Here is a 13,530-nt window from a genome sequence, read left to right on the forward strand (position 1 = left end):
GAGGCGCCGTCCCCATGTGCAGCCTGGGGACGGCTGTTGCCAGATCAGTCCGTCACGGCACCCTTGCTGGCCGGCGCGGCCAGCTTCGCAAACTTCGCCAGCACGCCACGCGTATAGCGCGGTGCCGGCTGCTTCCACGCGGCACGGCGGCGGGCGAGTTCATCGTCGGGCACGTTCAGCTGTAACCGGCGCTGATGCGCATCGATGGTGATCGAATCGCCCTCATGCACCAGGCCGATCGTGCCGCCCACGTACGCTTCCGGCGCGACGTGGCCGACCACCATGCCCCACGTGCCACCCGAGAAACGCCCATCGGTGATAAAGCCCACCGACTCGCCCAGCCCCTTGCCGATGATGGCGGATGTGGGCGCCAGCATTTCCGGCATGCCTGGGCCGCCCTTGGGCCCCAGATAGCGCAGCACGAGAATGTCGCCGGCCTGGATCTGGTCGCCCAGGATGGCGCTCATCGCGCTCTGTTCATCGTCGAACACACGGGCCGGGCCGGTGATGACCGGGTTCTTCAGGCCGGTGATCTTCGCCACGGCGCCTTCCTCGGCCAGATTGCCCTTCAGGATGGCGAGGTGGCCTTCCTTGTAGAGCGCGCGGTCGATCGGCAGGATCACGTTCTGATCCGCGCGCGGCTGGTCCGGCACGTGGGCCAGTTCTTCGGCGAGCGTCTTGCCGGTGATGGTGATGCAATCGCCATGCAGCAGGCCGGCGTTGAGCAGGAGCTTCATCACCTGCGGGATGCCGCCGGCCTCGTGCAGGTCCGTCGCCACGTACTGGCCCGACGGCTTGAGGTTGCAGATGACGGGCACGCGCTGGCGCACGCGCTCGAAGTCGTCGATGGTCCATTCCACTTCCGCCGCGTGGGCGATGGCCAGGTAGTGCAGCACCGCGTTGGTCGAGCCGCCGGTGGCCATGATCACGGCCACGGCGTTTTCGATCGACTTGCGCGTGATGATGTCGCGCGGCTTGAGGTCGCGGCGTACGGCTTCGACCAGCACGCGCGCGGACTCGGCCGCGCTGTCGACCTTCTCCTGGTCCGGGTTCGCCATCGTCGACGAATACAGCAGCGACATGCCCAGTGCCTCGAACGACGAACTCATCGTGTTGGCCGTGTACATGCCGCCGCACGAGCCGCTCGACGGGCAGGCATTTTTCTCGATGCCCTCGAAGTCTTCATCGCTCATGCGGCCAGCGGTGAATTCGCCCACGGCCTCGAACGACGACACGATGGTCAGGTCCTTGCCTTTCCAGTGCCCGGGCTTAATGGTGCCGCCGTACACGTAGATGCCCGGTACGTTGGTGCGCGCCAGGGCGATCATGCCGCCCGGCATGTTCTTGTCGCAGCCGCCGATGACGATCACGCCGTCCATCCACTGACCGTTGACGCAGGTCTCGATGCAGTCGGCAATCACTTCGCGCGAGATCAGCGAGAACTTCATGCCCTCCGTGCCCATCGACATGCCGTCGGAGATGGTGGGCGTGCCGAAGATCTGCGGATTGGCCTTGGCATCCTTCACGGCGGCCACCGCCGCATCGGCCAGCTTCTGCAGGCCCGAGTTGCACGGCGTGATGGTCGAGTGGCCATTCGCCACGCCGATCATCGGGTTGTTGAAGTCGTCTTTCGTGTAGCCCAGCGCGTAGTACATCGAGCGATTGGGCGAGCGCGCCACGCCCTGGGTGATGTGCTGCGAACGCTTGTTGTCTGGCATGGGAGTCTCCGTGGGGCGGGTATGTCGTTATAGGAAACAGCGTGGCGCCCAGCATGCGCTTGGGAAAAAGGCGCGTCAAATATATTATTGAGCGATTATTGAGTCGAAAAAACTATCAATCGCCACTATGGATTTGCGCCAACTTCGCTATTTCGTGACGGTCGCCGAGGAGCTGCATTTCGGCCGCGCAGCCGAGCGTCTGTCGATGACGCAGCCGCCGCTGTCGCAGCAGATCCGTGCGCTGGAGGAGGAGTTGGGCGTCACGCTGTTCCACCGCACGCAGCGCTCGGTGGCACTCACGCCGGTGGGGGCGCGGTGGCTGGTCGAGGTGCGGCGCGTGCTGGCCGAGGCGGGTGCACTCCCAGCGCTGGCGCAGCGGCTTGCGCGCGGGGAGGTAGGCTCGCTGTCGCTGTCCTTCGTCAGCACGGCCGACTACGGCATCTTGCCTGCCGTGCTGCGGCACTTCCGTGACGCCCGCCCGGATGTGCAGTTCCAGCTGCGTGAAGCCACCAGCGATGTGCAGATCGAAGCGCTTCTGGCCGACGAGGTGGATGCGGGCGTGGTGATTGCGCATCACGCGGGTTCTGTCCCCGGTGAGCTGGAGTATCGACCGCTGGTGCGGGAGCGCTTGGTGCTAGCGGTGCCCACATCGCGTGCAGAAAAGTGGGGCATCGCGCCCGGCCAGCCCTTTGCGCTGGCCGATGCGGCGGCCGAGCCGCTCATCATCTTCCCGCGACGGTCTGCGCCTGCGCTGTATGACATCATTACCGGCTATCATGCCGCGCACGGTGGCGGGGAGGCTGCCACGCGCATCGGCCAGGAAGCCATCCAGATGCAGACCATCGTCAGCCTCGTTTCCGCAGAGATGGGGGTCGCGCTGGTGCCTGCATCGTTATGCAACCTGCAGCGGACTGGCGTGGTCTATCTCGAACTCGCCGCGCCAAGCCCGTTCATTGAGACCGGGCTGGTGTGGCGGCGCGACGCGGCCTCGCCGGTGCTGCCGTGGTTCGTGGCCAGCGCCGACGCCGTCGCCAAGCTGCACACAGACAAACAAACCTGAAACCCGCAGGATTCATGCTCATCCATCCGCAATTCGATCCCGTCGCCCTGCATCTGGGGCCGCTCGCCATCCGCTGGTACGGCCTGATGTATCTGGCGGCGTTCATCATGTTCCTGTGGTTCGGCCGGCTGCGCACGCGCCAGCCGCACATCGCCGCCGAAGGCTGGAGCGGCCGCGACCTCGACGACATGCTGTTCTACGGCGTGCTGGGCGTGATCCTTGGCGGGCGTCTGGGCTATGTGCTGTTCTACAAGGCCGACTGGTACTTCGCCCACCCGCTCGACATCTTCAAGGTGTGGGAGGGCGGTATGGCCTTCCACGGCGGTTTCCTGGGCGTGGTCGTGGCGATGATGGTGTATGCCCGCATGCGCGGCCGCTCCTGGATGCAGGTGACCGACTTCATCGCGCCGATGGTGCCGTGCGGCCTCGCTGCGGGCCGCTTGGGCAACTTCATCAACGGTGAACTGTGGGGCCGTGTGGCCTCGCCCAATCTGCCGTGGGCGATGATGTTCCCGCAGGCGCAGGGCGAAGACCGTGAGTGGTTGCTCTCGCACGCACAACAGGCGGTCACCAGCGGCGTGCAGGCCGTGTTTGACCAGTACCACATGCTGCCGCGCCACCCGTCGCAGATCTACCAGTTCCTCGGCGAGGGCGTGCTGTTCTTCATTCTGCTGTGGCTGTACTCGCGCAAGCCGCGGCCGATGGGCGCGGTGTCGGGCGCCTTCCTGCTCGGCTACGGTGTGTTCCGCTTCCTCGCCGAATTTGCGCGCGAGCCGGACAACTTCCTCGGCTTGCTGGCGGCGAACCTGTCGATGGGGCAATGGCTGTCGCTGCCGATGATCGTCATCGGTATCGCGATGCTGGTCTGGGCCTATCGCCGCGCGGGCAACGGCGCGAAAACCCAGGCACACGCCTGAGGTCACTTCGACGCAAAGAAAAAGCCACCGCTTGCGGTGGCTTTTTCATGGCTGGCGGATGCGTTACTTCAGCATCTGCACGGCGCCGGAGACGGTCACCGTCACTTGTGCCTTGCCGCCCTCGATGGGTACCGGTGCCGAATCGAACGAAGCTGGCGCGGCTGCCATGCGCATCATCGGACGCGGGCCAGGGTTGTTGCTGCCTTCGCTCACGTGCACGTCGCGGATCGTGTAGCTCGTGTAGCCGAACAGCTTGGTGGTTGCCAGTGCCTTGTCGCGGAACGTGTTCACAGCTTGGTCGATCAGCTTGGCTTCAGCCGCCGTGCGTGCCTCGCGCGAGAGCGTGAAATTCACGTTCTGCACCTGCATCTGGTTGGCCAGTTGACCGGCCAGTTTGGAGGCTGCAGCAAAGTCCTTCGACGTGATGCGCACTTCGGCATGGCCGCGCCAAGTGCTGATCTTGCCGTCGCGATTGGTGTTCGGGTAGATGTTGAAGCCGCCGGTTTCTGCCTGCACGCCGGACGTGCGCTTGGCCTGGGCGATCACCTCGTCGGCCTTGCGCGACAGCGCTGTGGAGATCGCACCCGGGTCCGCGCCTTCCTGCTCGGCACCCAGCGTGAGGGTGACGGTGTCGGTCGGCACTTCGGTCACGGCCTGTGCATCCAGCGACAGCACGCCCGAATGATTCGTCTCAGGTGCAGCTTGCGCAAAGGCAGTCGTCATCATTGCGGTCCCCAGAATGGTTGCGGCCAGCACAGATTTCATTGTGTTCTCCCAAAAAAGCAATGTGATGCGTCTGACCGGCTACAACGCGCATCGTTCATCACGTTTGTAACAATTCCCAACCGTTGCGTGCCATTTACTCAGAATCGCGCATCAATTTGGTCGTGATGTAGCGCCATTGCGCCGGCGTGACCGGCGTGATCGACAGGCGATTGCCGCGTTGGAGCACGGTCATATCGGCTAGCGATTCCTGTGCGCGCAGCGTGGGCAGATCGATCAGCGCGCATTTGCGCACGAACTTCACGTCGACCAGCATCCAGCGCGGTGCTTCCGGCCTGGAGGCCGGGTCGTGGTAGTGGCTCTTGGCGTCGAACTGCGTGGGATCGGGGTAGCTGGTCGAGCAGACCTCCGCCAGCCCTGCGATACCAGGCTGTGGGCAGGACGAGTGGTAGAACAGGACGCCGTCGCCAATGCGCATGCGGTCGCGCATGAAGTTGCGTGCCTGGTAGTTGCGCACGCCGGTCCAGGGCAGCGTGCCCTCGGTGTGCAGCGTGTCGATGCTGGCCTCGTCGGGCTCGGACTTCATCAACCAGTATTGGGCGGCCATGATGCGCGGCGTGCGGAAGTGATGGTGTGCGCAGCATAGCAATAGCGCTATGGCCTTGCTATTGGCGATGCATCATGGAATGCACAAAGGAAACGCGCAAAGAAAAAGGCGGTAGCGCACATGTGCACTACCGCCTTTTGTTGGGTCCCCACCTCGGCCGCTAGACCCGCATCCTGAACCCAAGTGAGGTTCAGAGAGGCTGCGGAAGCCGCATTTTGGGTACATCACCGGCGCAGGGAGCCTACGACTTGCGTCGCACGCTATGCACTGGAAGACGCGCTCGCCCACACGGCATATCCCGCACCAAGCAATTGCTTATCGGTTCAAGGAATTAATGGCCATGGCGAACCAGGCAGGGAAACTGTCAGACGGATCACCACGTTGTGGAGGTATGTCTTTGACGACATGGCGATGCGTCTGAGAGATTCATTACGAGCAACCGGCTTGTGAGTCTGTAGTCGCTAAAGCCTTATGGTGTAAGGGTTTGCGGGAGACTGCCGGTAGCCATTGGGTGACACTATACACCCGTTCGCATCCGAACCCAAGCCCGGATGCGATCCGGTTACAAACACATTTTGACCTTCGCTAAATGACCTCGCCGTACTGGCGCAGTGCCTCGTCGGTGCGGGCGTTCAGATCGGCCAGTTTGGCGCGAATCGTGTCGATCGGCAGGGCCGAATCGGATGCGGCTTGACGCTGCATCGAAAGCAGATCTGACGCGATGCTGATGGCGGCCATCACGGCAATACGCTCGATGCCCTTGGTGCTCGAGCCGTTCTTGATGCGGGTCATCTGGTTGTCGACCATGGCGGCGGCTTCACGCAGCGCGGCTTCGTTGTCGGACGAAACGGCAAACTTGTAGGCTTGGCCCGCGATGTTCACTTCAATTTGCTTGCTGCTCATGCTTAGGTCTCCGAGTGCGGGGCGGTGGCGGCATCATCGCCGGCGGCCTGGCCGAGGAGGTCAAGCTGGCGGGCGTCGGTGGCCGTCGGCAGCTTGTCGAGAATCGACTGGATGCGCAGCTGCGCTTCTTCAATCTTGGCATTGAGCACGCTGCGATCAGCCACCATGGCGTCGCGCTCGGTCTTGGAGACCTCGGCTTCCGCGGCAAGCCGTTCGACTTCAGCGCGCAGGCGCTGGTTCTCGGCGGCAAGTGCATCGGCGTGACGCAGCACGCGCGCAATCTTGTCGGCAAGGTGTTCGAGTTCGTTCAGCATCGGTTGTCAATCAGAATCGAGTGGGGAGATTTTAGCCCATCATGCCGATTGCGCATGTCCTCCATACGGATGCGCAAGGCGAGGCGGCGGCGAGGGCACAAGTGTTGATCGGTGCACTGTGGCATGCGCGATGCGGGCCTGGCGAGCCTTTTCCGTTAAACTCGCTGCCGTCCTGGTGCCCGCAGCACCATCTGCAGTTAAACGGGAAGCAGGGAGCGCCGCCCCCAAAGCGATGCGCCAACCTGCGCTGCCCCCGCAACGGTAAGCGAACGTCGCGTGTGCCCACCATCTCTCGCAAGAAGAGGAGGGCGCCGCGCGGGCTGTCCATATGCCACTGTTCCTTTGGGAATGGGAAGGCGGGCAGGCCGCTTCGCCAGCCCGGATACCGGCCAGGACGGTGGATCTCAGAGCTGATGTGCGACCCTGGAGGGAACCGCATCGAGATCCTGCTGCCAGCGACCCGCGGGGGAACGGGTCCGGCTGACGCTTCTTGTCTTTTCAACATGAGCTTGACTACAAAGCGGCCACTCCGGATGCCCCGGACGGCCATGCGCGCGCTTGCCAGCGCACTAACGGGGGTCATGGCGGGTGCAGTCGTACCGGCCTGGGCACAAAGCAACGTACAGACGGCAAGTACGCCGGTGGGCGAACTGAACCCGACAGTGGTGACGGCCTCGCGCAGCGAGCAGCCCTTGTCGGATGCACTGCCGCATACCACGGTCATCAGCCGCGCCGACATCGAACGCTCGCAGGCGCCGGATGCGGTGAGCCTGTTGCGTCGCGAGGCGGGCATCGAAATCGCGCAGAACGGTGGCCCGGGCACTAACGCCAGCCTGTTCATGCGCGGCGCCGGCTCCAACCAGACGCTGATCCTGATCGACGGTGTGCGTGTGGCTTCCGGCACGTCGGGCGGCGCACAGATTGGGCAACTGATGGCCGACCAGATCGACCACATCGAGATCGTGCGCGGCAACGTGTCTGCGCTGTATGGCTCGGATGCGATTGGCGGCGTGGTGCAGATTTTCACGCGCAGCGGCCGCGGGCACGCGCCGCTGGCCAATGCCGAGATCGAATACGGCGCGCGCAACACCAAGCGTGCGCAGGCCGGCATCAGCGGCTCGCTGGGCGAGGGCGGCGATACGTCGTTTGCGGTGTCGGTGTCGGAGTTCAAGACCAGCGGCTTCTCGACCATCAATCCGCTGCAGGCACCGAAGGCCAACCCGAACGACAACCCGTACACGAACAAGAGCGTGTCGGCGCAACTGTCGCATCGGTTCTCCGCGGACTGGCAGGCGGGCCTGACGTACTTCCAGACCTGGGGTGACGTCAGCTACGACAATGCCTTCGGCAAGCCGACCGACATCAACATCGCGCACAACGTGGTGCGCTCGATGTCGGCCTACGTGGACGGCAAGGTGACACAGGACTGGAAGACGCGTCTGACGCTTTCGCAGGGCGATGATCGCAGCCTGAACTTCACCAACGGCGTGCTGCAGGTGCCTGCGCGCTTCAATACGCGCAACCAGACGGCAAGCTGGCAGAACGATTGGGTCTTCATGCCCGATCAGTTGCTCAAGGTGGGCCTGGAGCATCTGCAGACGAGCATCGACAGCGATGCCTACAACGTGCCGACGCGCAATGTCGATTCCGCCTACATCGGCTACGAAGGCAAGTTCGGTCCGCACCAGTTGCAGTTGAACGTGCGTCGTGACCGCTACTCGGACTTCGGCGGTGCCAACAGCTACTACGCTGGTTACGGTTTCGCCTTCAACCCGCAGTGGAAGGCCGTGGCGAGCGTGAGCAATGCCTTCCGCGCGCCGAGCTTCAACGAACTGTATTACCCGTTCTTCGGCAACCCGAATCTGCAGCCCGAAAAGGCGCGTTCGGTGGAAGGCGGCGTGGAATACAGCGGCGCGATCGGCCTGGTGCGCATGACGGTGTTCGAGACGGACTACAGCAATCTGATCACCAGCGTGTTCGATCCGGTGGCAGGCACCTTCCTCGCAGCCAACGTGAACCGTGCACGCGTGAATGGTGTCGAGACCTCGTATCGGGGTTCGATCTATGGTGTGGACCTGCGTGCCAGCTTTACCATGCAGAACCCGCAGGACTTGTCGGCCAACCAGTTGCTGTCGCGCCGCGCACGGCATTTCGGCAGCGTGTCGGCCTACAAGACCTTCGGGCCGTTCTCGGCGGGCGTGGAGTGGAATGCCGCGGGTGATCGCCAGGATTCGACCAAGACGCTCGGCGGCTATGGCCTGCTGAACCTGGTTGGCCGCTACCAGATCACGCCGGACTGGGCACTGTCGGCACGCCTTGAGAACGTGACGAACAAGAGTTACCAGCTGATCTATCCGTACAACACGGCATCGCGTGGGGTGTTCTTCACGCTGTCGTGGCAACAGCACGAGCCGAAGAAGCAATGACATCTGCGCTGCCCGCACGCGGTTTTTCCTGGCGACTGTGGTCGCTGCTGGCGCTCGCGTGCGTGGTGGTGCTGATGGCGTCCTTGATGCTCGGCAGCGTGAAGCTGTCGCCCGTCGAAGTCTGGCGGGCTCTGATTGGCGGTGGCGATGGTCTGGCTGCGGGCATCGTCACCGAGTTGCGCCTGCCGCGTGCGGGCGCTGCATTTGCTGCCGGCGGGCTGCTGGCGTTTGCCGGGGCGCTCATGCAGATGCTGCTGCGCAATCCGCTGGCTGATCCGTATGTGCTGGGGGTGTCTGGCGGCGGTGCGGTAGCGGCGCTGACGGCGATGCTGTTCTCGGTGCCGTGGTGGGGTGTGCAGGTGAGCGCTTGCGCCGGCGCACTGCTGTCGATGGCGTTGGTGGCGGCGCTGGCGCGCCAGCATCTGTGGCGCGGCGAACCGGGTGAAGCCAACGCGCGCCTGCTCTTGGGTGGCGTGGTGATGGCCTCCGGTTGGGTTGGCCTGATTACCCTCATTCTGACGGTCGCACCCGAGAACAAGCTGCGCGGCATGATCTTCTGGATGGTCGGTGACCTGGGTGGTGCCGATCGTTATGTGGGTGCGTTGATCGCACTCGTTGTGGCGGTGGCCGTGGTACTGCCGCACGCGCGTGACCTGAACGTGCTGCTGACTGGCGAGACACGCGCCCGTGCGCTGGGCGTGCCGGTGGCGCGTGTGCGCACGCTGATCTACGTGGTGGCCTCGCTGTGCACGGCGGTGGCGGTGACGATTGCCGGCTCCGTCGCATTCGTCGGCCTGCTGGTACCGCACATGGTGCGCCTGGCATGGACGCGCGATGTGCGCATCCACCTGCCCGCCACGGTGATGGCCGGCGGTGGCCTGCTGATGCTGGCCGACCTGATTGCACGCACGCTGATCGCCCCGACGCAGTTGCCGGTGGGCGTGATCACCACGCTACTGGGCGTGCCGACGTTTCTCTACCTGCTGATGCGGAGCACGCGATGAGCTGGCTGCGCCGTACGCCTGTCGCTGCAGCGTTTGTGGAAACCGACGCCGTGCCTGAACTCGCGCTGCGCGATCTGCGCGTGACCATTGATGGGCGCATGCTGATCGAGCGCCTGTCGATGACGGCCACCGGCGGGCAGCTCTGGTGCGTGGTTGGCCCGAACGGCGCCGGCAAGTCGACGTGGCTATCGGTGCTGGCCGGTTTGCGCGATGCGGACGGCGGGAGTGTGGCGCTTGACGGGCAGCCGATCTCGGATTGGCCTGCCGCTGCGATGGCCCGCCGCCGCGCGTTCCTGCCGCAGACGTTGCATGACACCTTCCCGATGACCGTGCATGAGGCGGTCATGACCGGCCGTCACCCGCACCTCGCGCGCTGGGAGTGGGAGGGCGATGCCGATGCGCGTGCCGTGGAGGCCGCCATCGCCGCACTTGCGCTGGAACCGCTTGCACAGCGTGATGTGCGCACGCTCTCCGGTGGTGAACGCCAGCGCGTCGCCATGGCCGCCGTGTTTGCGCAGGGCTCGCACGTTCTCATGCTCGACGAGCCTGTTGCGCATCTGGACTTGCACCAGCAGATTGCAGTGCTTCGCCTGCTGCGCGACGGTTGCCGCAATCACGGCTGGCTGGTTGTGCTGACCGTGCACGATTTGAACCTCGCGCGCCGCTTTGCCACGCACGCCCTCCTGATGGATGGCGAGGGCCATACCAACGCCGGCCCTGCTGCCGACGTGCTCACCCCTGAACATTGCGCCCGCGTGCTGCGCACCCCGATTGCCGAGGTGGCGGACGGCCGCCGCACAGCACTGATTCCTGACGACCCCGATGACAATTGAAGACAACAACGATGGCCTGAACGAGCGCCACCGCTCGCGCATGCAGCGCAAGAAGGCCGTGGTGGACGCCAAGATTGCCGCCGCCACCGACGTGCGCGGCGTGCTGCTGGTCAATACCGGTAATGGCAAGGGTAAATCCAGTTCCGGCTTTGGCATGGTGATCCGCGCCATGGGCCACGACATGCAGGTGGGCGTGGTGCAGTTCATCAAGGGCGCGATCCCCACGGGTGAAGAGCGCTTCCTGCGCCGCTTTCCTGAGCAATGCGAGTTCCACGTGATGGGCGAGGGCTATACGTGGGAGACGCAGGACCGCACGCGCGACATCGAGAAAGCCCAGGCCGCCTGGGACTGCGCGCGCGAACTGCTGCAGGATCCGTCCATCGGCCTGGTGCTGCTGGATGAACTGAACATCGCGCTCAAATACCATTACCTTGATGTGCAGACGGTGCTGGCCGACTTGCGTGCGCGGCCGGCCGCACAGCACGTTGTCATTACCGGACGCGGCGCGCCGCCGGAGTTGATCGAAGCCGCCGATACCGTGACCGACATGACGCTGGTCAAGCACGCATTTTCACAAGGCATCCAGGCCCAGCCGGGTGTCGAACTGTAGCCTTTCATCATGCAGATTCCTCCTTTTGATCCGGCGCTGCGCAGCCGCCTGCAAGCCGCTGTCGACAGCAAGACCAAGCCGCTTGGCGCGCTGGGGCGGCTGGAGCCGCTGGCGGTGCAGATCGGTCTGATCCAGAACACCGAAGCGCCGGTGCTGAAGCGTCCCGCCATGGTGGTGTTTGCTGCGGACCATGGTGTCGCGCATGCCGGTGTGAGCGCCTATCCGCAAGCGGTGACGGCGCAGATGGTGCTGAACTTCATCGCGGGTGGCGCGGCCATCAACGTGTTCAGCCGGCAGCATGGGTTTGCGCTGGAAGTGGTCAATGCTGGCGTGGCCGCGCCGCTTTGGACGGCAGACACGCCGGGTCTGGTGGACGCGCCGGTTGGCCCCGGCACCCGCAACTTTGCCGACGAGCATGTCCACCAAGCCGCCATGACCGCCGACGAGCGCGACCGCGCCATGGCGCTTGGCGCGCAACGCGTGGCACACCATGCATCGCTCGGCACCAACGTGATCGCATTCGGCGAGATGGGCATTGCCAACACGGCGTCTGCCTCATGTCTGATGGCGCGGCTGTGCGATATGCCGGTGGCGCAATGCGTTGGCCGTGGCACCGGCCTCGACGATGAAGGTCTCGCCCGCAAGCGCGCCGCGCTGGAGGCCGCTCTGGCCAAACATGCCGACGTGCGCGATCCGCTGGACGTGCTCGCCTGCTTCGGTGGTTTCGAAGTTGCGGCGATTGCGGGCGCTGTGATCGAGGCGGCCAAGCGCCGCATGGTCATCCTCGTCGACGGGTTCATCGCCACGGCGGCTGTGCTTGTGGCTGCGCGCGTGGCCCCGGACGTGCTGCACTACTGCGTGTTCGGCCACGTGTCGGATGAGCGCGGCCATCGTGCGCTGCTGGAGGTGCTGGATGCGCGGCCGCTGCTGTCGCTGTCGTTGCGCCTGGGCGAGGGCAGCGGGGCGGTGCTGGCGTATCCGCTGGTCGTGTCTGCCGTGGCTTTCCTGCGCGAGATGGCGACCTTCGCCAGTGCAGGCGTGAGCGAGCGCGCATGACGATGACCCGACTGCGCGAACACTGGCAGGCGCTGTGGACGGCGGTCGGGTATTTCACCCGCATCCCCGTGCCGGCATCGGTCGGGCGCAGTTTGGATTCCTTGCAAGCGGGGTTGAATCGCGCAGCGCGCTACTTTCCGTTGATCGGCTGGCTGGTGGGGGCGGTGGCAGCAACGGTGTACTGGCTGGTGTCGCGCACAGTGCCCGCGCCTGGCGTGGCGGTGGCCATGTCGATGGTGGCTACGCTGCTGTTGACCGGCGCGTTCCATGAAGACGGTCTGGCGGATTGCGCTGACGGCTTTGGCGGCGGCTACACGCCGGAAGACCGGCTGCGCATCATGCATGACTCGCGCATCGGCGCGTTCGGGGCCATTGCGGTGTGCATGGCGCTGCTGTTGAAGTGGCAGCTGCTGACCGCATTGGCCGCGCATCCGATTGCCATGCTCGCGGCGATGGTGGCTGCGCACGCTGCCAGCCGCGCCGCTGCCGTCAGCTACCTGGTCACGCATGACTACGTACGCGCCGAGGGCAAGGCCAAGCCCGTTGCACAGCGCATGCGCACCAGCGATACGCTGTGGGCGGGCGTATTCGGCATCGCGCCCTTGCTGTGGTTCGGACCGGTGTGTGCAGCGCTCGTGGTCGTTGCGCTGTTTGTCGCGCGCTGGTTGCTGGGCCGCTACTTCGTACGTCGCATTGGCGGCATCACGGGCGATTGCCTGGGGATGGCGCAGCAGATGTTCGAGTTGCTGATCCTGTGGGGGCTGTTGGCATGGATTTCATCCTGATCCGCCACGCGCGGCCTGCTATGACGGCAGGCCTGTGCTACGGGCGCACCGATCTGCCGCTGGATGCGCCGATGGACCCGGCCCCCTTGGTCATTGCGGAGAAACTCGGCGCGCATCCGCCGCAACGCCTGCTGGCTAGCCCGCTGCAGCGCAGCCGGCTCACCGCAGAGGCGATCCTGCAGGTTGCCGAGCTGCCCCCGCTGGAGGTTGACGCCCAACTGATGGAGCTGGACTTTGGCGCGTGGGAAGGTCGTCAGTGGGATGACATTCCGCGCGCGCAAGTCGATCGCTGGGCGCGCGATCTGGTGCATGGCAACCCGCACGGTGGAGAGTCCGCTGCTGACTTGCTAGCCCGCGTGACCACGTGGGCCGAATCGATGGCGGCTTCGCCAGTATCGTGCTTATGGGCCGTGACGCACGCGGGCTGCATGCGTGCGCTGGCTGCGCACTGGCTGCAGCGTCCGCTTGCTGAAACGCTGCAATGGCCGCTGCAGTGGGGTGGCGCCTGTGGTTTCCGCCTGCAGCCCGGGCAGCCGGATGCGCCGCCGGTGCTGCTGTTCTGGAACCGCTGACA

At 64.8% G+C, this 13,530-nt stretch carries 14 protein-coding genes, 1 other RNA gene and 1 riboswitch; of the genes, 9 read left to right on the forward strand and 6 right to left on the reverse strand.

Annotation, left to right across the window (positions count from 1 at the left end; genetic code table 11):
* Positions 1 to 44: 44 nt before the first annotated feature.
* The gene (ilvD, locus tag ACS13N_RS02430) at positions 45 to 1,718 is read right to left on the reverse strand and encodes a dihydroxy-acid dehydratase (RefSeq protein ID WP_438930188.1); all 1,674 of its coding nucleotides are present in this window, start codon (positions 1,716 to 1,718) and stop codon (positions 45 to 47) included.
* A 127-nt stretch (positions 1,719 to 1,845) separates the two neighbouring features.
* Between ilvD and ACS13N_RS02435 the strand changes: the two genes are divergently transcribed.
* Together ACS13N_RS02435 and lgt are read left to right on the forward strand one after the other, a co-directional pair.
* On the forward strand, positions 1,846 to 2,778 hold the full coding sequence (locus tag ACS13N_RS02435; protein ID WP_438930189.1) for a LysR family transcriptional regulator: 933 nt from the start codon (positions 1,846 to 1,848) through the stop codon (positions 2,776 to 2,778).
* A gap of 14 nt (positions 2,779 to 2,792) precedes the next feature.
* The gene (gene lgt / locus ACS13N_RS02440; RefSeq protein ID WP_438930190.1) at positions 2,793 to 3,695 is read left to right on the forward strand and encodes a prolipoprotein diacylglyceryl transferase; all 903 of its coding nucleotides are present in this window, start codon (positions 2,793 to 2,795) and stop codon (positions 3,693 to 3,695) included.
* 63 nt (positions 3,696 to 3,758) lie between these two features.
* On the opposite strand, the gene ACS13N_RS02445 is transcribed toward lgt, so the two are convergent.
* The 5 genes from ACS13N_RS02445 to ACS13N_RS02465 form a co-directional block, all read right to left on the reverse strand.
* Positions 3,759 to 4,460 carry an SIMPL domain-containing protein gene (locus ACS13N_RS02445; RefSeq protein WP_438930191.1) on the reverse strand — a complete coding sequence of 234 codons (702 nt, stop codon included), beginning with the start codon at positions 4,458 to 4,460 and terminating at the stop codon, positions 3,759 to 3,761.
* Positions 4,461 to 4,554: 94 nt separating this feature from the next.
* A complete protein-coding gene (locus ACS13N_RS02450; RefSeq protein ID WP_438930192.1) occupies positions 4,555 to 5,025 on the reverse strand; it encodes an EVE domain-containing protein in 471 nt (156 codons plus the stop codon).
* Between the two features lie 141 nt (positions 5,026 to 5,166).
* Positions 5,167 to 5,387, reverse strand: a non-coding RNA gene (gene ssrS, locus ACS13N_RS02455) — 6S RNA.
* A 223-nt stretch (positions 5,388 to 5,610) separates the two neighbouring features.
* A complete protein-coding gene (locus ACS13N_RS02460; RefSeq protein ID WP_438930193.1) occupies positions 5,611 to 5,928 on the reverse strand; it encodes a cell division protein ZapA in 318 nt (105 codons plus the stop codon).
* Between the two features lie 2 nt (positions 5,929 to 5,930).
* The gene (locus ACS13N_RS02465; RefSeq protein WP_438930194.1) at positions 5,931 to 6,242 is read right to left on the reverse strand and encodes a hypothetical protein; all 312 of its coding nucleotides are present in this window, start codon (positions 6,240 to 6,242) and stop codon (positions 5,931 to 5,933) included.
* A gap of 156 nt (positions 6,243 to 6,398) precedes the next feature.
* A riboswitch (cobalamin riboswitch) is annotated at positions 6,399 to 6,650 on the forward strand.
* Between the two features lie 125 nt (positions 6,651 to 6,775).
* Between ACS13N_RS02465 and ACS13N_RS02470 the strand changes: the two genes are divergently transcribed.
* The 7 genes from ACS13N_RS02470 to cobC are packed head-to-tail and all read left to right on the forward strand — an operon-like array spanning position 6,776 to position 13,528.
* Positions 6,776 to 8,668: a TonB-dependent receptor domain-containing protein gene (locus ACS13N_RS02470; RefSeq protein ID WP_438930195.1), complete on the forward strand. Its 1,893-nt coding sequence runs from the start codon at positions 6,776 to 6,778 to the stop codon at positions 8,666 to 8,668.
* Complete coding sequence (locus tag ACS13N_RS02475; RefSeq protein ID WP_438930196.1) at positions 8,665 to 9,672, forward strand: FecCD family ABC transporter permease; 1,008 nt, start codon at positions 8,665 to 8,667, stop codon at positions 9,670 to 9,672. Before ACS13N_RS02470 ends, ACS13N_RS02475 begins: the two co-directional genes overlap by 4 nt.
* Entirely contained in the window at positions 9,669 to 10,505 is an 837-nt protein-coding gene (locus ACS13N_RS02480; RefSeq protein WP_438930197.1) for an ABC transporter ATP-binding protein, read from the forward strand. The genes ACS13N_RS02475 and ACS13N_RS02480 overlap by 4 nt, the downstream gene beginning before the upstream one ends.
* Positions 10,495 to 11,115, forward strand: a complete 621-nt coding sequence (gene cobO / locus ACS13N_RS02485; protein WP_438930198.1) for a cob(I)yrinic acid a,c-diamide adenosyltransferase — start codon at positions 10,495 to 10,497, stop codon at positions 11,113 to 11,115. The genes ACS13N_RS02480 and cobO overlap by 11 nt, the downstream gene beginning before the upstream one ends.
* Before the next feature lie 9 nt (positions 11,116 to 11,124).
* The gene (cobT, locus tag ACS13N_RS02490; RefSeq protein WP_438930199.1) at positions 11,125 to 12,171 is read left to right on the forward strand and encodes a nicotinate-nucleotide--dimethylbenzimidazole phosphoribosyltransferase; all 1,047 of its coding nucleotides are present in this window, start codon (positions 11,125 to 11,127) and stop codon (positions 12,169 to 12,171) included.
* Positions 12,172 to 12,173: 2 nt separating this feature from the next.
* Entirely contained in the window at positions 12,174 to 12,956 is a 783-nt protein-coding gene (locus tag ACS13N_RS02495) for an adenosylcobinamide-GDP ribazoletransferase (protein WP_438930597.1), read from the forward strand.
* Entirely contained in the window at positions 12,941 to 13,528 is a 588-nt protein-coding gene (gene cobC, locus ACS13N_RS02500) for an alpha-ribazole phosphatase (protein WP_438930200.1), read from the forward strand. The genes ACS13N_RS02495 and cobC overlap by 16 nt, the downstream gene beginning before the upstream one ends.
* Positions 13,529 to 13,530: the final 2 nt, after the last annotated feature.

The sequence above is a fragment of the Ralstonia sp. 24A2 genome (assembly GCF_051783885.1).
Classification (GTDB): domain Bacteria; phylum Pseudomonadota; class Gammaproteobacteria; order Burkholderiales; family Burkholderiaceae; genus Ralstonia.